This is a genomic window from Micromonospora sp. NPDC001898, assembly GCF_042891255.1.
GTDB lineage: Bacteria > Actinomycetota > Actinomycetes > Mycobacteriales > Micromonosporaceae > Micromonospora.
The window spans coordinates 38045-54260 of sequence record NZ_JBIATC010000019.1; the positions used below are offsets into that span (position 1 = coordinate 38045).

Sequence of the window (16216 nt, forward strand, 5' to 3'; positions counted from 1 at the left end):
TATGAGCGACACGATCGCCACGCTGCCGGTGGTCGTCGAAAGCGACGGCCGGGCGCTGACCGACCTCATCGACGCCCGCCGGGCCGAGCTGCGGGCCGCCCTCGTCGAGCACGGCGGGCTGCTGTTCCGTGGCTTCGACGTCGGCGGCGTCGACGGCTTCGACGCGGTGGTGCGGGCGCTGGCCGGGGAGCCGCTGGTCTACACCGAGCGGTCCTCGCCCCGGCACTCCATCAAGGGCCGGGTCTACACCTCGACCGACTACCCGCCGGACGAGGAGATCTTCCTGCACAACGAGAACTCGTACCAGGCGCGCTGGCCGCTGACCCTGTTCTTCTGGTGCGTCACCCCGCCACAGACCCGGGGCGCGACCCCGCTCGCCGACGTGCGCCGGGTGTACGAGCTGATCGACCCGGCCGTACGGGAGGAGTTCGTCCGCCGCCGGTGGATGCTGGTGCGCAACTTCCACGCCGACTTCGGCACCCGCTGGCAGGACGTGTTCAACACCGACGACCGGGCCGAGGTCGAGGCGTACGCGGCGGCCAACCGGATCGCCCTGGAATGGGTCGGTGGGGACGGGCTGCGCACCCGCGCCGTGCGCGACGTGGTGCACCACCGACCCGGCTCGGACACGCCGCGCTGGTTCAACCACGCCACGTTCTTCCACGTGAGCACCCTGCCGGAGGAGTACCAGGAGGGGCTGCTGGCGATGTTCGGCCCCGACGGGCTGCCGTCGAACACCTACTACGGCGACGGCGGCGAGATCCCCGGCGACGTGCTGGACCACCTACGGGCCGCGTACCGGGCCGCCAGCGTCCGCTTCGACTACCAGCGCGACGACGTGCTGGTGGTGGACAACATGACCGCCGCGCACGCCCGGGAGCCGTTCACCGGCCCTCGCAAGATCGCCGTCGCGATGGCCGAGCCGCACACCCCCGAGAGCACTGGAGACAACTGATGGCCGAATCACGCTTCCTGGTCGTGCGCAACGACGAGGAGCAGTACTCGATCTGGTCGGCCGACCGTGAGCTCCCCGCGGGCTGGAACGACACCGGCTTCGCCGGCACCCGCGAGGAGTGCCTGGCGCACATCGACACCGTGTGGACCGACATGCGCCCCCGTTCCGTCCGTGAGGGAACCTCATGACCAGGGAGTGGACCTTCCCCGCCTCCTTCGCGCAGGAGCGGGTGTGGATGGCCAACCAGCTCGACACCGGCTCGCCGGTCTACAACGTGTCCAACCTGTGGTCCTTCCCGGCCGAGCTGGACGCCGACGCGGCCGGCGACGTGTTCAACCAGGTCGTCGCCCGGCACGAGGCGCTGCGCACCCACCTGCGGATGGCGGACGGGGTCCTGGTGCAGGTGGTCCGCGCGCACGAGCCGGTCCGGATCGACGCCGAGGACCTGTCGGGTCTACCGGAGGCCGAGCGGCTCGCCCGGTACGCGGCGATCAAGGAGGAACTGGCCCGCACCCCGATCCCGCTGGACGCCGCGCCGCTGTGGCGGGCCCGGCTGATCAAGGGCGACACGGCGTGGACGTTGCTGGGCGTGATGCACCACGCCGTCTACGACGCCCACTCGGCGGTGGTGTTCACCGGCGAGCTGGCCGCGTTCACCACCGCCGCGCTCACCGGCGCGCCCGCCGACGTGCCCGAGCTGCCCATCCAGTACGCCGACTTCGCCGCCTGGCAGCGCGACCAGCTCACCGGCCCGGAACTGGACCGGCAGCTCGCCTTCTGGACCGGCCACCTGGCCGGGGCCCCGGCGGTGACCGGCCTGCCGCTGGACCGGCCCCGCCCGGCCCAGCTCGGCTTCGCCGGCGACGAGGTGCGCTTCGACCTGCCCGACGGGCTGCTCGACTCCGTCGGCCGGCTCGCCGCGGCCTCGGCCGCCACCCCGTACATGGTGCTGCTGACCGGGTTCGCCGCGTTGCTGTCCCGGATCTCCGGCGACGACACGGTGGTGGTCGGCGTGTCCACCGCCGGCCGGGACACCGACGAGGTGGTCCCGCTGGTCGGCATGTTCGTCAACCCGGTGGCGCTGCGCTGCGACCTGACCGGGGACCCCACCGTCGCCGAGCTGCTCGGCCGCGTCCGTGGCGGCCTGATCGACGCGATGGAGCACGGGCAGACGCCGTTCCAGAAGATCGTCGAGGCCGTCGCCCCGCAGCGGGATCCGTCGGTGCAGCCGATCTTCCAGACCGCGCTGAACTTCATCCCCGACTCCGGCCTGGACCCGGTGCCGCTGGGCACCACCAAGGACGACCTGGCCTTCGACGTCACCGCCGGGGAGAGCCGGCTGGTCTACCGCACCGACCTGTTCGACCGGGCCACCGCCGAGTCGGTCGTCACCCGGTATGTCCGGCTGCTCGCCGCCGCCGTCGCCGACCCCGGCCGGCGGGTCTCCGAGCTGCCGCTGCTCGACGACGCCGAGCGGCGGCTCGTCCTCTCCACCTGGAACGCCACCGCCCACCACCGGCCGGTGAGCACCGTGGTCGACGAGGTGCAGCGCCAGGCCGCGGCCACCCCGCAGGCCCTCGCGCTGGTCTGCGACGGCGCCGAGCTGACGTACGCCGAGCTGAACGCCGCCGCGAACCGGCTGGCCCGGCTGCTGGTCGCCCGAGGGGCCGGCCCGGAGACCCGGGTCGCGCTCGCGCTGCCCCGCTCGATGGACCTGCTGGTGGCCATCCTCGCGGTGCTCAAGTCCGGCGCGGCGTACGTGCCGGTGGACACCGGCTACCCGGCGGCCCGGATCGGCTACCTGCTGACCGACGCCGAGCCGGCGCTGGTGCTGGCCACCGCCGACACCGCCGCCGCAGTGCCCGGCGACGCGTTGGTGCTCGACCCGCTCACCGCCGCCGACCTCGACGCGGCGGACCTGACCGACGCCGACCGGGCCGCGCCGCTGCGCCCGGACCACCCGGCCTACGTGCTGTACACGTCCGGCTCCACCGGCCGCCCCAAGGGCGTCGTGGTGGAACACCGGTCGGTGACCGCGTACCTGGCCTGGGCCCGGCACACCTACCCGGGCCTGGCCGGCACCGCCCTGCTGCACTCGCCGGTGTCGTTCGACCTCACCGTCACCGGGCTGCTCGGGCCGCTCACCGCAGGCGGCACGGTCCGGCTCGCCGCGATCGACGACCCGGCCGCCCGCGCCGGCGGCCGGCCGGCCTTCCTCAAGGTGACCCCGAGTCACCTGCCGCTGCTCGACGAGGCGCTGTCGCCGACAGCCGACCTGGTCATCGGCGGCGAGGCGCTCACCGGTGAGCAGCTCGCCGGCTGGCGGGCCGCCCACCCCGAGGTGGCGGTGATCAACGAGTACGGCCCGACCGAGGCCACCGTCGGCTGCGTCGCCGCCCGGATCGCGCCGGGGGCGGAGCTGCCCGCCGGGGCGGTGCCGATCGGCACCCCCACCTGGAACACCCGGGCGCTGCTGCTGGACGCGGCGCTGAACCCGGTGCCGCCGGGCGTGGCCGGCGAGCTGTACGTCGCCGGCGACCAGCTCGCCCGCGGCTACCTGCGCCGCCCCGGCCTCACCGCCGAGCGCTTCCTGCCCTGCCCGTACGGGCAGGCCGGGCAGCGGATGTACCGCACCGGCGACCTGGCCCGGTGGCGGGCCGACGGGACGCTGGAGTACCTGGGCCGCCGCGACGAGCAGGTGAAGGTGCGCGGCATGCGCATCGAGCTGGGCGAGATCGAGTCGGCCCTGCTGGCCCGGCCCGGCGTCCGGGAGGCGGCGGTGGCCGTGCGCACCGACTCCGGCGAGCCGACCCTGGTCGGCTACCTGGTCGGCGACGCCGACGAGGCCGCGCTGGCCGCCGACCTGGCCCGGGAGCTGCCGGCGCATCTGGTGCCGGCCGCGTTCGTCCGGCTCGACGCGCTGCCGCTGACCCCGAACGGCAAGCTGGACCGGGCCGCGCTGCCCGCCCCGGCCACCGGGACGGTCGACGACGCGTACGTCGCTCCGCGCACCGACGCCGAGGCCCTGGTGGCCGAGGTGTACGCCGACATCCTCGGTGTGGAGAAGGTCGGTGCGACCGACGACTTCTTCGCCCTCGGCGGCAACTCGCTGCGCGGCATGCGGGCGATGGCCCGGATCCGGGCCGAGGTGGACGTCGACCTGCCGATGCGGGCGCTGTTCGGCAGCCCGGTGGTGGCCGACCTGGCCGCCCAGCTCGAGAGCCTGATCGCCGCGGAACTCGACGAGCTCTCCGACACCGAGGTCGCCGCGTTGCTGGCGACGGAAGAGGGACGTACCACATGACCGACCTGAAGGATCCGGCCCGGGAGGCGGCCCGGCAGGCGCTGATCGCCAAGCGGCTACGCCGCCGCCAGGTGACCCCGGCCGCCCGGATCACCCCCCGGCCCGAGAACGCCGAGGTGCCGCTGTCGTACGCCCAGGAGCGGGTCTGGTTCATGGACCAGCTCGCCCCGGGCGAGGCCGCGTACCACATCGCGGTGCCGCTGCGGGTGCGTGGCCCGCTCGACCTGGCGGCCCTGCGCGGCGCGCTGGCCGGGCTGACCGCGCGGCACGAGTCGCTGCGCACCCGGTTCCCGGCCGACGCCGACGGCCGCCCCACCGTGGTCGTCGAGGACACCGTCGAGGTGCCGCTGACCGTGACGGAGGCGGCCGACGAGGCGGCGGCGCAGGCGCTGGTCGACGCCGCCTCGATGGAGCCGTTCGACCTGGCCACCGGGCCGCTGCTGCGTGCCCTGTTGATCCGGCTGAACGTCGACGACGACAATCCGGCCTCCGCGCCGCAAGACGGCACTGCGGACCGGACGAACGTCGACGACCACGTGCTGTTCCTCGGCCAGCACCACATCGTCGGCGACGGCTGGTCGGTGGACGTGCTGCTGCGCGACCTGATCACCCTCTACCACGGTGGCGAGCCGCCGGCCCTGCCCGTGCAGTACGGCGACTTCGCCGTCTGGGAGGCCCGCGAGCTGGACGGCCCGGCGGCCCAGGGCCACCTGGACTGGTGGAAGTCCCGACTGGCCGGGATCACCCCGCTGGAGCTGCCGCTGGACGCGCCCCGCCCGGCGACCCAGACCTACCGGGGCGACTTCGTCGAGTTCCAGCTCGACCCGGCGGACACCGAGCGGCTCAACGCGCTCACCCGGGCCGGCGGCGGCACGCTGTTCATGACGCTGCTCGCCGCGTACCAGGTGCTGTTGGCCCGGCACGCCGGCCAGGACGACTTCGCCGTCGGCGCGTCCGTGGCCGGCCGGTCCGCCCCCGAGCTGGAGAACGTCGTCGGCATGTTCATCAACATGCTGCCGCTGCGGGCCGAGCTGGCCGGCGACCCGACGTTCACCGAGCTGCTGGAGCGCACCCGGCGCAGCGTGCTGGACGGCTTCGAGCACGCCGAGGTGCCGTTCGCGAAGGTCGTCCACGAGCTGGGGCTGCCCCGCGACGTGAGCCGGTCCCCGGTGTTCCAGGCCATGTTCGTGCTCCAGAACTACGAGATGGGCCGGTTCACCGGGGTCTCCGAGGCCGCCGAGGTGCGCTTCCAGTGGACCCCGATGGAGCTGCGGGCCACCCGGTTCGACTTCGAGCTGCACGCCGTGGAGACCACCGAGGGCCTCTGGGGGAAGCTGGTCTTCAACACCGACCTGTTCACCCGGGAGACCGTCGAGCGGATCGCGCGGCGCTGGACCACCCTGCTGCGGGCGGTCGTCGCCGCCCCGGGCACCCCGGTCTCCGCGCTGGAGCTGACCGACCCCGCCGAGCGGGAGCTGCTGGCCGGCTGGAACGACACCACGGCCGACTTCCCGCAGGCGCAGACCCTGCACGGCCCGTTCGAGCAGCGGGCCGCGGCCACCCCGGACGCGGTGGCGCTGACCTTCGAGGACCGCTCGGTGACGTACGCCGAGCTGAACGCCGCCGCGAACCGGGTGGCGCACCGGCTGCGCGCCGCCGGCGTCGGCCCGGAGACCCTCGTCGGGGTGTGCGCGGAACGCTCGGTGGAGCTGGTCGCCGGGCTGCTCGGCGTGCTCAAGGCCGGCGGCGCCTACCTGCCGCTGGACCCGGAGTACCCGGCCGACCGGCTGTCCTTCATGGTCACCGACGCCGCCGCCGGTGTCGTGCTGGTGCAGGAGCACCTGCGCGACGTGCTGCCCGACACCGGCGCGACCGTGCTGGCCCTGGACGACGAGTCGGTGTGGGCCGAGCAGCCCACCGCCGACCCCGCGCCGACCGCCGGGCCGGGCAACCTGGCGTACGTCATCTACACCTCCGGCTCCACCGGCCGGCCCAAGGGGGTGCCGAACACCCACCGGGGCATCGTCAACCGGCTGGACTGGAAGCAGAAGACGTACCGGCTCGGCGCCGACGACGCGGTGCTCCAGAAGACCCCGGCCAGCTTCGACGTGTCGGTGTGGGAGTTCTTCTGGCCGCTGCGCGAGGGCGCCCGGCTGGTGCTGGCCCGGCCCGGCGGGCACAAGGACGCCGCGTACCTGCGCGACCTGCTGGTGTCCGAGCGGATCACCACCGCCCACTTCGTCCCGTCGATGCTGACCGTGTTCCTCGGCGAGGACGGGGTCGAGGCGGCCACCGGCCTGCGCCGGGTGATCTGCTCCGGCGAGGAGCTGCCGCTGGTCTCCGCGGTGGAGTTCACCGCCCGGCTGCCCTGGTGCGAGCTGCACAACCTGTACGGCCCCACCGAGGCGGCCATCGACGTCAGCGCCTGGCACTGCGACCCGGCCAAGCTGGCCGGGCTGACCGGCGTCCCGATCGGCGGCCCGATCGCCAACCTGCGGCTGCACGTGCTGGACCCGGCCGGCAACGAGTGCCCGGTCGGCGTCGCGGGCGAGCTGCACATCGGCGGCGTCGGGCTGGCCCGGGGCTACCACCGCCGGCCGGCGCTGACCGCCGAGCGGTTCGTGCCCGACCCGTTCTCCGGCGAGCCGGGCGCCCGGCTGTACCGCACCGGCGACCTGGCCCGCTGGGTGGCCTCGCCGGACGGGTCGGGGGTCGTCGAGTTCCTCGGCCGGATCGACCACCAGGTGAAGCTGCGCGGCCTGCGCATCGAGCTGGGCGAGATCGAGAGCGCCCTGCGCGAGCAGCCCCAGGTGACCGAGGCGGCGGTGATCGTCCGCGAGGACACCCCGGGCGACAAGCGGCTCACCGGGTACGTGGTCGGCGACGCCGAGCACGCCGCGCTGAAGGCGGCGCTGAAGGAGACCCTGCCCGAGTACATGGTGCCGACCGCGTTCGTCACCCTCGACGCGCTGCCGCTGAGCCCCAACGGCAAGCTCGACCGCCGGGCGCTGCCCGCCCCCGTGGTGACCCGCGAGGCGTCCGTGGCGCTGGTCGAGCCGCGCGACGACACCGAGCGGCTGCTGGCCGGGATCTGGTCGGAGGTGCTCGGCGTCGACACGCTCGGCATCGACGACGACTTCTTCGACCTGGGCGGCCACTCGATGCTCGCCACCCAGGTGGTGGCGAAGATCCGCAAGGCCGAGCACGGCGGCCGGGCGGTCGGCGTGATGGACCTGTTCCAGAAGCGGACCATCCGGGAGCTGGCCGCGTTCATGGCCGGCGACGCCGCCGACGACGGCCCGCGCCGGCTGCTCTACGAGCTGACCAAGCCGATCCCGGCCGGCCGGCGGGTCCGCACGTACGTCTGCGTCCCGTACGGCGGCGGCAGCGCCATCGTCTACCAGCCCCTGGCCGACGCCCTGCCCGCCGGAAACTCCCTGTACTCGCTGGCCATCCCCGGCCACGACGTCGGGCTCAGCGAGGACGGCCTGCCGTTCGAGGAGCTGACCCGGCGGGTCGCCGACGAGATCGTCGAGCGGATCGAGGGTCCGATCGTGCTGTACGGCCACTGCGGCGTCGGCAGCGCGATCGTCGCCGAGGTGGCCCGCAGGGTCGAGGCGGCCGGCCGGGAACTTGAGGCGCTCTACATCGGCGCGATGTTCCCCTTCGCCCGTCCGAAGGGCCTCTTCGCCGCCGCCCGCAACCGGCTCGAACAGCTGCGCAGCAACAAGCACTACGCGAGCTGGCTCAAGTCGATGGGGGTGGACACCGACGAGCTGGACCCGGAGCAGGCCGACCGGATCATCAGCAACATGCGGGCCGACTCCCGCGCCTCGGAGGAGTACTTCACCGGCCTGCTCGACTCCGGCGCGACGAAGCTGCGCGCCCCGATCGTCTCGGTGGTCGGCTCCGAGGACCCGGTGACCGACTACTACACCGAGCGGTACGCCGAGTGGGGGTTCCTCTCCGACACCCTCGGGCTGGTCGTCCTGGACCAGGCGGGGCACTTCTTCCTCAAGTACCGGGCCGACGAGCTGGCCGAGATCGTCACGGCGGCACACCCGGCGGTCCTCGCCGACGACACCACGGCGCTGGAGGCCCCGGCCCGGGGCGAGGACGCCGGCTGGGTGGTCGCCGACCACCAGCGCATCGGCGGGGCCCCGGGCTCGGAGAAGGCCGTGGTGAAGCCGAGCATGGGCCGGTTCGTCGCGGTCACCGCCGGCCAGTTCGTCTCCACCACCGGTTCGGCGCTGACCGCGTTCGCCGTGCCGATCTGGCTGTTCACCCGGACCGGCTCGGTGGCCGACCTGGGCATGCTCTGGGCCCTCGCGCTGGTCTGCGGCGTGCTGATGCTGCCGATCGCGGGCGCGGTCGTCGACCGGGTCAGCCGCCGGAAGATCATGATGATCGCCAGCTCCAGCGCCGGGACGATCCAGCTCGTGCTGGCCGCCCTGCTCTGGACGGACAACCTGCGGCTGTGGATGATCTACATCCTGGTGGCGCTGAGCCAGGTCGCCGGGTCGTTCCAGCGCATCGCGTTCTCCTCGGCGGTGCCGCAGCTCGTGCCGAAGCGGTACCTCGGCCACGCGATGGGCGTCACCCAGCTCACCAACGGCTCCGCCATGCTGCTGATGCCGGTCTTCGCGGCCGGCCTGCTGGCCGCCATCGGCCTCAAGGGCATCCTGCTCATCGACGTGGCCAGCTACGTGGTGGCGGTGCTGACCCTGGCGGTGGTCCGCTTCCCGGACCTGCTCGGCTTCCGGCCCCGGGAGCGGCTGCTGGCGGCGATCGCCAACGGGCTGCGCTACTCGTGGCAGCACCGGGGCTTCCGGCTCATGCTGGGCTACTTCGCGATCGGCAACATCTTCCTGGCCCCGGCCCTGGTGCTGACCACCCCGATGGTGCTCTCCTTCGCCACCGCCACGCAGGTGGCGCAGGTGGCCCTGGCCGAGGCGCTCGGCGCGGTGGCGGGCGGCGTGCTGATGTCGCTGTGGGGCGGCCCGCGCAGCCGACGGATGATCGGCGTGCTGATCGGCAACCTCGGCACCGCCGTGGGGTGCGTCGTGATCGGCCTCGACGCCTCGGTGACGGTGATCTGCGTCGGGGTGTTCTGGCTGGGCATGTCGATGACCACCGCCCAGTCGATCTACGCCACCATCGTCCAGGTGAAGGTGCCCCAGCGGTACCACGGCCGGGTGTTCAGCCTGAACCAGACCATCTCCTGGTCCACGCTGCCGATCGGCTTCGCGCTGATCGCCCCGGCCGCCACCGGCCTGTTCGAGCCGATGCTCGCCCCCGGCGGGGCCCTCGCCGGCTCGGTGGGCGCGGTGATCGGCACCGGTCCGGGCCGCGGCATGGGCTTCGCGTACGTCTGTTTCGGCGCGGCGCTGGTGCTGGTCACCCTGGGCGGCTTCGCGATCCGGCTGCTGCGGCGCTTCGACATGGAGGTGCCGGACTCGCTGCCGGACGACCTGATCGGCGCCCAGGAGCGTGAGCGGCGGCTGGCCGCCCGGGCCGCCGAGCGGCAGGAGGAGAAGGTGCCGGTCGCGGCGTGACGGCGCAGGCGGCGTCGTGAGCGACGGGTCGGATCCATGGGCCCCGACCGCCCGCCGACGCCCCCGGCCCCGCGTCCGGCCGGGGGTGCGGGCCCCTACGCCAGGGGCGGGTCGGCGAACTCGGTCTCGGGAACGTCGTCGGGCTCGGCGACCCAGCCGGAGAAGACCGGCACCCCGTGCCACGGGCCCACCCCGCCGCCCCGCCGGTCGGTGGCGACGGCCACCACCGCGTACGGGTGTCCGAAGCGCAGCTCGGCGGTGCGGGCCACCCCCTCCGGGGGCAGGCTCACCACCCCGAACGCCCCGGTCACGGCTGCGGCCTCGAACCCGTACCGGCTGTACCGGGCGACGACGGCCTGCCGTGCCTCGACCTCGGTGCCCCCGACCAGAGGTGCGAGGACCCGGGCGAGGGCGGAGAACCCGAGCCCCGGCCCGGTCAGGTCGTGCTCGGCGCGGGCCGACCAGCAGGGCAGCGCCGCGGCGTGCCGCTCCTCCCGGCGGTCGCGGGCGTGGGTGCGGACGGTCTCCTCACGCAGCGTCCACAGCGGCGTCGCGCCCAGCGGAAGGTCGAACAGCGACCGCCGGCCGGCGGGCTCGTCGGCGTCGGCGTCGGCCGCGATCCGGTACGCGGCGGCGAGCACGTCGGCGGCGGCGACCTCGGGAGCGGCGGCCACCGACACGACCAGCAGCCCGGCCCCGTCCCCGTTCCCTTCCCCCGGTTCGGCCGCCGCCGTGTGCACGGCGACGTCGCCGGCCTCCGGCGTCGCGGCGATCCACGACCTGTGCCCGTACGCCGGGGTGCGCAGCACCCGGGTCAGCCGCCCGGCCCAGGGGCTGTCCGGCCCCAGCGCCGTGGCCGGGGCGAGGCCGAACGGGTCGGCCCAGGAGATCCGGGTGGCCACGGCCGAGGCCAGCGCGAGCACGACGGCAGGCGAGAGAGTCAGCGGGAACGCGTCGAGCAGACCAGCGCTGTGCCTGCGCGCCCAGGCGTCCAGGCCGGCCTGGTCCGGCAGCGGGCCGGTCTCCGTGGCGCGGGGGAGGGTGGCCCGCCAGGCGGCCAGCGCGTCGGTGTCCGCGTCCGGTCGGTGCCAGACGGCGGTGGCGGCCGGTGCCAGCGGGTGCGGGGCGTCGAGCAGCGCGGCGGCGGTCCGCGCCGCCGTCGCCGGGTCGGTGCCCAGCGCGTCGGCGAGGCCGTCGGCGTCGGGGACGGCCGACCCGCACAGCGCGAGCAACAGCCAGGCGCCCAGCGGGGACGCGACGTGGTGCCGGTCGCCGACCGAGCCGTGCAGCCGGGCGGCGTAGCGGGCCAGCGGGCCGTGGAGGTTCGTCGTCATGCCTTCACTGTGCCCCGCCCGGGCCGGTCCTCACGAGAACAGCTCGAACGGTTCGTCGATCTCCTCTCCGGCCAGGAAGGCGGCGAGCAGCCCGGGCAGCCGGCCCGGATAGAACCGCTCCCGGCTGCCGACGACGTCGGCGACCGGCCACCAGCGGAAACCGAAGTAGTCCTCCCGCTCGTAGTCCAGCCGATCGGTCTCGTCGACGTCCGGGCCGGGGCCCTCCAGCCGTACCGCCACGACCACCTCGTCCTGCACGTGGCGCAGCCGGCGGTGGATGAAGCTGGCCCGCCGCCGCCAGCGCGGCGGACCGATCCGCTCCGGGGCCACCCGGATGCCGGTCTCCTCGCGCAGCTCCCGCACGGCCGTGTCGAGGTACGTCTCGCCGGGGTCGACGCCGCCGCCGGGCAGCTCCCACCAGGTACCGAGCCGGGGATGGTCCGGGTCGCGGGTGTGGAACAGCAGCAGCCTCCGGTCGGCGTCGAGCACCACCAGCCGCACCGCGCGCCGCTCGACGACCGGCAGGTCGTCGGGGATACCCGTCACGGTCGCCCCTTCCGTTCGCTGCCTCAGATGGGCCGGTCGCACCCATGGTGCCCGACGGTGGCGGCGGCCCGGACGTCAGCCGGGGTGCGCGGCGGGCCCGCAGGCCAGCGGCGTGCGCGGCGGCCCGGACGTCAGCCGGGGTGCGCGGCGACCGCGTCGCCCACCCCGGTCGGCAGCGGGTAGGGGCGCTCGGCGGGCAGCAGCGCCTCGGCCGAGGCGTCGTCGCCCGCGTCCAGCCGGGCCCGGATCGCCCGCGCCGTCGCGGTGACGTCGGTGATCCCGACGATCCACTCGTCGACGTACCGCCGGGCGGCCTCGCCGGCCAGGCCCATCTGTAGGGAACGGTGCCGCAGCGGCTGCGCCCGCACGGTGCGCTCCGGATCCCACTGCACCCGCACCGGGCTGGTGCGCAGCCGTTGGGCCCAGCCGTCCCGGTCGGCGTGCAGGCCGGGCTCGTAGCCGCTCAGGCAGGCGTGCGCCAGGGCCCACTCGAACCCGGCGCGGTCGATCTCGACGGCGAGCACCCGCTCCTGGCCCGGCTTCCGGGCCCAACCGCAGCGGTACATCATCCAGCGGAACGACGGCTTGATCCAGGTCATCCGGTCCCGCTTGAACGGGGGCACGAACCGGCCCGCCGCCACCGCCGGCCCGGCGATCTCCGGCGGGTACGCCTGGTAGACGGTCAGCGTGTCGGCGGTGTACGTGGCGCGGATCTGGCGCGGGGGATGGTCACGTCGGAATCGTCGCGGGTCGGGCCGCCCCGCCTCCACCGCTTTACGCCTCCACCGCGCCTGCCCCGTTGCTCGGTGCCGGCGTGGGTCGGCGGCGGGTCGGGGGAGGGGTTAGGCTGCCCGCCGTGGCAGGCCTGTTGAGAAGTGTGGCGTCCCGGCTGGGGCGGGTGACCCGCGGTGCGGCCCCGACGCGTACCCCCGGTCCGATTCCGGCCCAGGTCGCGCGGCGCCGGCAGGTCGTGGCGTTGCAGCGGCGGGAGCTCAGCTACGCCCCGGAACCCGACGGGCAGGCCGACCCGGGTGAGGTCGTCTGGACCTGGGTCCCCTTCGAGGACGACCCCCGGCAGGGCAAGGACCGGCCGGTCCTGGTCGTCGGCCGGAGCAGCCACACCCTGTTCGGCCTGATGCTGTCCAGCCAGGGCGAGCGGGACGGCCAGCGACACTGGCTCTCCCTCGGCCCCGGCACCTGGGACCGCGACAACCGGCCGAGCTGGGTACGCCTCGATCGGGTGCTCACCATGCGGGAGGACAGCATCCGGCGCGAGGGCGCGGTGCTGGACCGGCCCCGCTTCGACCGGGTCGGCCAGGCCCTGCGTGCCGGCTACGGCTGGCGCTGACCCCGCGCCGCTGCGCGGCCGGTCAACACTCGGCGAGGTGCGCGCTGTCCACGAGCTGCCGGGTGGGGCCGGACGCGCCGATGCTCTTGGCCCGGTACATGGCGGCGTCGGCGCGGTCGAGCGCCTCGGTGAGCTGGGCGGGGCCGGTCACCGGGGCCAGGCCGACCGAGGCGGTGACCCGGAGGCTGAGACCGTCGAGCGGGATGGGCGCGGCGAGCGCCTCGCAGAGCCGGCGGGACGCGTGCTCGATCCATCGTCGGTCGACCGTCGGGCTGGTCAGTAGGCCGGCGAACTCGTCGCCGCCGAGGCGGGCCACCAGGTTGTCGCCGGCGAACGCGGCCAGCCGTTCGGCCACGCTGATCAGCACCCGGTCCCCGGCGGCGTGCCCGTAGCGGTCGTTGACCTGCTTGAAGTCGTCCAGGTCGAGCACCACCGCGATCAGCGGCTGGCCGACGGCATCGGTGAGCAGAGTGGTGGCCAGCCGGAAGAAGGCCCGTCGGTTGGGCAGCCCGGTGAGCGGGTCGTGGCTCGCGGCGTGCCGTTCGGCGGCGAGTTCGGCCTGGAGGTGCTCGATCTCCGCCTCGGCCAGCAGGGCGCGGCGGCGTAGCTGCCACGCGGACACGAGGGCCCCGGCGGCCGAGATACCGGACGCGATGGTCAACGGATCCGGCACGAACCCTCCCCTCGCCGCGTCCGCCCGCTGGCCCTGCCCGATGCCGGCCGGCGCGTTCCTACACACCCGCATTTTCCCTGGTGCGGCCCCGATTCGAGTAACCCAAAGTGAACGAATGGGTACACCGCACGTGCGTTATCATGCTCGTTGTCCGGTGCAGATGCAATAGCAGATGCACGTGCAGCAGCATCGTTTTCGACCCACCCCCTCGCCAGCACCGCTCCTCCCCGCGGCATAGGCAGGCTCTTGAAGAGAAAGACGCCCCCATGCAGCAGCCCCACAACGGCGTTCCCGCCGCGCAGCTCCCCCCGCTGAAGTGGCAGAAGAGCCGACGGAGCAACCCCAGCGGTAACTGCGTCGAGTTGGCCGAACTCCCCGGCGGCGGCGGGATCGCCCTGCGCAACTCGCGCCACCCCGAGGGTCCGGCGCTGATCTACACGGTGGACGAGATCGCCGCTTTCGTGCTCGGCGCCCGGGACGGGGACTTCGACGACCTGATCGCCTGACTCAGCGTAACCAGTCGGCTCCGTCCCGTCGATGGGACCAAAACACCCTTCGGGCGGGTACACCTCACTGTCGGTCCATGGCATGCTTACACGTCGGCCGGGGTCGGGGCCCGGTTGACGGAGGCTGGCAAGCGGAGGTCGGCACGTGACGATGGTTCCCACGGAAGGTGGCCCAGCCACCGGCCCGACCGTGCTGCGCATGCTGCTCGGCGCCCAACTGCGCCGCCTGCGTGAGGCCGTCGGGGTGACCAGGGAGGGCGCCGGCTGGGAGATCCGGGCCTCCGAATCGAAGATCAGCCGGATGGAGCTGGGCCGGGTCGGCTTCAAGGAGCGCGACGTCGCCGACCTGCTCAGCCTCTACGGGGTCACCGATGCCGAGGAGCGCGAGGCCCTGCTCAAGCTTGCCCGGGACGCCAACAGCCCGGGCTGGTGGCACCGTTACGGCGACGTGTTGCCGTCCTGGTTCCAGTCCTACCTGGGCCTGGAGGCGGCTGCCGCGCTGATCCGCAGCTACGAGGTCCAGTTCGTGCCCGGCCTGCTCCAGACCCCGGAATACGCCCGGGCGGTCGTCCTGCTCGGGCACCGCAGCGCCGGCGCGGACGAGATCGACCGGCGGGTGGGCCTGCGCATGCAGCGCCAGGAGCTGCTGCGTCGCCCGCAGCCGCCCCAGCTGTGGGCGGTGGTCGACGAGGCCGCGCTGCGCCGCCCGATCGGCGGCCCCGAGGTGATGCGCGGCCAGTTCGCCGCCCTGATCGAGGCGACCCGGTCGCCGCACGTGCGGTTGCAGATCATCCCGTTCGACGCGGGCGGGCACGCCGCGGCGGGCGGTGCCTTCACCATCCTGCGCTTCGGCGACCAGGACCTGCCGGACATCGTCTACATCGAACAGCTCACCAGCGCCATCTACCTCGACAAGCGCGAGGACCTCGACTACTACGCGGCGGCCATGGAGCGCCTCTGCGTGGAGGCCGAGCCCCCGGAGCGAACGCCGGAGCTGCTGGCCCGGCTGCGTGACGAGATCCTTCCGGGGTGACGGTTCCCGGGCGCGGAACCGGCCCGGGAGCCTCTACCATGGTCGGGACCGACGACAGTGGACGGACGTCGGCGCGCCGATGCCAGCGCAGAGCATGGAGGAGCCTTGACCACCGACGCCCCCGGTGCCCCGACCGAGCCCGCCCACCGCAGGGACCGGATCGACACCTCGGTGGCGCATCCCGCCCGCCGCTACAACTACTGGCTGGGCGGCAAGGACAACTTCCAGGCCGACCGCGACTCGGGTGACGCGATGGCCGCGGCCTTCCCGACCATCCGCGTCACCGCCCTGGAGAACCGCCGCTTCCTCCAGCGGGCGGTGCGCTACCTGGCCCGCGAGGCCGGCATCCGGCAGTTCCTCGACATCGGCACCGGCATCCCCACCGCCGACAACACCCACGAGGTCGCCCAGGCCGTCGCCCCGCAGACCCGGGTGGTGTACGTCGACAACGACCCCATCGTGCTCGCCCACGCCCGTGCCCTGCTGACCAGCGCACCCGAGGGCGCCACCGCCTACATCGACGCCGACCTGCGCGACCCGGAGAAGATCCTTTCCCACCCCGACCTGCGGCGCACCATCGACCTCGGGCAGCCGGTGGCGCTGATGCTGGTGGCGATCCTGCACTTCCTGGCCGACCCGGACGAGCCGTACGCGCTGGTCCGGCGGCTGCTGGACGCCCTGCCCCCGGGCAGTCACCTGGCCGCCACGCACGCCACCTACGACCACCTCCCGGGGCAGGTCGGCGAGGACGCCAGGGTGGCGACGAGGAACGGGGGCGGGTACGGCACGCTCTACCTGCGCAGCCTGGCCGATTTCACCCGGTTCTTCGACGGCCTGGAACTGGTCGAGCCGGGCATCGTCTCCGCAGCCGAGTGGCGTGCCGCCGCGGAGCCGCAGCCCCGGCCCTCGGCGGCCGACGTCAGCCTGTACGCGGCCGTGGCGCGCAAGCCCTGACCGGCCCC

General features: G+C 74.1%; 12 protein-coding genes. 8 read left to right on the forward strand and 4 right to left on the reverse strand.

What is annotated here, in order from left to right:
• Position 1 precedes the first annotated feature (1 nt).
• Genes ACFYZF_RS26460 through ACFYZF_RS26475 form a run of 4 tightly spaced genes read left to right on the forward strand, consistent with a single transcriptional unit; the run spans position 2 to position 9814 of the window.
• On the forward strand, positions 2-955 hold the full coding sequence (locus ACFYZF_RS26460; RefSeq protein ID WP_387025191.1) for a TauD/TfdA family dioxygenase: 954 nt from the start codon (positions 2-4) through the stop codon (positions 953-955).
• Positions 955-1143 (forward strand): MbtH family protein, encoded by a 189-nt coding sequence (locus tag ACFYZF_RS26465; RefSeq protein ID WP_387025193.1) that lies wholly within the window; start codon positions 955-957, stop codon positions 1141-1143. The genes ACFYZF_RS26460 and ACFYZF_RS26465 overlap by 1 nt, the downstream gene beginning before the upstream one ends.
• The gene (locus tag ACFYZF_RS26470) at positions 1140-4259 is read left to right on the forward strand and encodes an amino acid adenylation domain-containing protein (RefSeq protein ID WP_387025195.1); all 3120 of its coding nucleotides are present in this window, start codon (positions 1140-1142) and stop codon (positions 4257-4259) included. Before ACFYZF_RS26465 ends, ACFYZF_RS26470 begins: the two co-directional genes overlap by 4 nt.
• The gene (locus tag ACFYZF_RS26475; RefSeq protein WP_387025197.1) at positions 4256-9814 is read left to right on the forward strand and encodes an amino acid adenylation domain-containing protein; all 5559 of its coding nucleotides are present in this window, start codon (positions 4256-4258) and stop codon (positions 9812-9814) included. The genes ACFYZF_RS26470 and ACFYZF_RS26475 overlap by 4 nt, the downstream gene beginning before the upstream one ends.
• Positions 9815-9909: 95 nt before the next feature.
• Here the strand turns inward: ACFYZF_RS26475 and ACFYZF_RS26480 are convergent, their stop codons facing one another.
• From ACFYZF_RS26480 to ACFYZF_RS26490, 3 genes are all read right to left on the reverse strand, one after another.
• The gene (locus tag ACFYZF_RS26480) at positions 9910-11148 is read right to left on the reverse strand and encodes a hypothetical protein (protein ID WP_387025199.1); all 1239 of its coding nucleotides are present in this window, start codon (positions 11146-11148) and stop codon (positions 9910-9912) included.
• Between the two features lie 30 nt (positions 11149-11178).
• Positions 11179-11694, reverse strand: coding sequence for an NUDIX hydrolase (locus ACFYZF_RS26485; RefSeq protein WP_387025201.1), 516 nt, complete (start codon positions 11692-11694; stop codon positions 11179-11181).
• 131 nt (positions 11695-11825) lie between these two features.
• Positions 11826-12464 (reverse strand): DUF4291 domain-containing protein, encoded by a 639-nt coding sequence (locus ACFYZF_RS26490; RefSeq protein WP_387025203.1) that lies wholly within the window; start codon positions 12462-12464, stop codon positions 11826-11828.
• Between the two features lie 86 nt (positions 12465-12550).
• Here ACFYZF_RS26490 and ACFYZF_RS26495 point away from each other — a divergent pair, with 86 nt between their 5' ends.
• Positions 12551-13042: a type II toxin-antitoxin system PemK/MazF family toxin gene (locus tag ACFYZF_RS26495; protein ID WP_387025205.1), complete on the forward strand. Its 492-nt coding sequence runs from the start codon at positions 12551-12553 to the stop codon at positions 13040-13042.
• Between the two features lie 22 nt (positions 13043-13064).
• Here the strand turns inward: ACFYZF_RS26495 and ACFYZF_RS26500 are convergent, their stop codons facing one another.
• Positions 13065-13715 (reverse strand): GGDEF domain-containing protein, encoded by a 651-nt coding sequence (locus ACFYZF_RS26500; RefSeq protein ID WP_387025207.1) that lies wholly within the window; start codon positions 13713-13715, stop codon positions 13065-13067.
• A 266-nt stretch (positions 13716-13981) separates the two neighbouring features.
• Here ACFYZF_RS26500 and ACFYZF_RS26505 point away from each other — a divergent pair, with 266 nt between their 5' ends.
• The 3 genes from ACFYZF_RS26505 (at position 13982) to ACFYZF_RS26515 (ending at position 16208) form a co-directional block, all read left to right on the forward strand.
• Positions 13982-14221: a DUF397 domain-containing protein gene (locus ACFYZF_RS26505; RefSeq protein ID WP_387025209.1), complete on the forward strand. Its 240-nt coding sequence runs from the start codon at positions 13982-13984 to the stop codon at positions 14219-14221.
• A 151-nt stretch (positions 14222-14372) separates the two neighbouring features.
• On the forward strand, positions 14373-15254 hold the full coding sequence (locus tag ACFYZF_RS26510; protein ID WP_387025274.1) for a helix-turn-helix domain-containing protein: 882 nt from the start codon (positions 14373-14375) through the stop codon (positions 15252-15254).
• A 105-nt stretch (positions 15255-15359) separates the two neighbouring features.
• The gene (locus tag ACFYZF_RS26515) at positions 15360-16208 is read left to right on the forward strand and encodes an SAM-dependent methyltransferase (RefSeq protein ID WP_387025211.1); all 849 of its coding nucleotides are present in this window, start codon (positions 15360-15362) and stop codon (positions 16206-16208) included.
• Positions 16209-16216: the final 8 nt, after the last annotated feature.

Excerpts from the sequence above, each read along its gene's own strand:
- ACFYZF_RS26470 (WP_387025195.1), top strand. The coding sequence starts at position 1,140 with ATGACCAGGGAGTGGACCTTCCCCGCCTCCTTCGCGCAGGAGCGGGTG.
- ACFYZF_RS26505 (WP_387025209.1), top strand. The coding sequence starts at position 13,982 with ATGCAGCAGCCCCACAACGGCGTTCCCGCCGCGCAGCTCCCCCCGCTG.
- ACFYZF_RS26460 (WP_387025191.1), top strand. The coding sequence starts at position 2 with ATGAGCGACACGATCGCCACGCTGCCGGTGGTCGTCGAAAGCGACGGC.
- ACFYZF_RS26510 (WP_387025274.1), top strand. The coding sequence starts at position 14,373 with ATGGTTCCCACGGAAGGTGGCCCAGCCACCGGCCCGACCGTGCTGCGC.
- ACFYZF_RS26465 (WP_387025193.1), top strand. The coding sequence starts at position 955 with ATGGCCGAATCACGCTTCCTGGTCGTGCGCAACGACGAGGAGCAGTAC.
- ACFYZF_RS26475 (WP_387025197.1), top strand. The coding sequence starts at position 4,256 with ATGACCGACCTGAAGGATCCGGCCCGGGAGGCGGCCCGGCAGGCGCTG.
- ACFYZF_RS26480 (WP_387025199.1), bottom strand. The coding sequence starts at position 11,148 with ATGACGACGAACCTCCACGGCCCGCTGGCCCGCTACGCCGCCCGGCTG.